The organism is Halorubrum sp. SP9, from assembly GCF_005435015.1.
GTDB classification, from domain to species: Archaea; Halobacteriota; Halobacteria; order Halobacteriales; family Haloferacaceae; genus Halorubrum; species Halorubrum sodomense.
The window spans coordinates 1-663 of the sequence record NZ_SGXU01000234.1; the positions used below are offsets into that span (position 1 = coordinate 1).

Genomic DNA, 663 nt, shown 5'->3' on the forward strand with positions numbered 1-663 from the left:
GTAATCCGAAACGGATCGCCGTTCTCGTTGGTAATTACGTCGAGGCGGGCCTGTACCCAGCGTACCCCACGGTTGGGATGGTTGACACGGAACTCCTGCTCGATTGGCCACTCTACTGTTCCATCTTGTTGGGCCTCCAGATTTTTGAGCAGCTCGTCCTTGTCATCGGTATGGACGTGCCGGAGCCAAGCCGTCGGGTCATCGTAGGCCTCCTCAGGTGTAATCCCGTAGATTGTTTCCACTGCCGGATTCACGTACTTGGTTTCGGAGTAGTCAGTTGGTAACAAGAAAAACGCGTCTTGGACATTGCCGGCAAATCGTTCAAACCGCTCACGGACCATCCGAAGCTCCTGCTCGCGTTCCTTGCGCTCGGTGATGTCTTGGAACGTCCCTTGGACGGCGACGATTTCATCATCTTGATACTCTGGTTCTCCAAGGGCGCTTATCCACCGTACATCACCTCCCACTGTGAGAATCCGCACCTCCAGTTCGTACGGTTCGCCCTCGGTTGCGAGACGGTTGAAGGCTTTTCGGAGGGTCTCTCTATCCTCCGGGTGATAGGATGCAATTGCGTCTTCGAATGTCACATTAGTTTCCCGTGATACTCCGTGAATGTGGTACATTTCATCCGACCATCGCAAAGACTCTGACTGTATAGTAAAT

General features: G+C 53.2%; 1 protein-coding gene. It reads right to left on the reverse strand.

Annotated elements, in window-relative coordinates; translation table 11 throughout:
* Nucleotides 1-587, reverse strand: a 587-nt coding sequence (locus EXE45_RS17340; protein WP_158294316.1) for a PAS domain-containing protein, incomplete at its 3' end; no start/stop codon positions are given.
* Nucleotides 588-663: the final 76 nt, after the last annotated feature.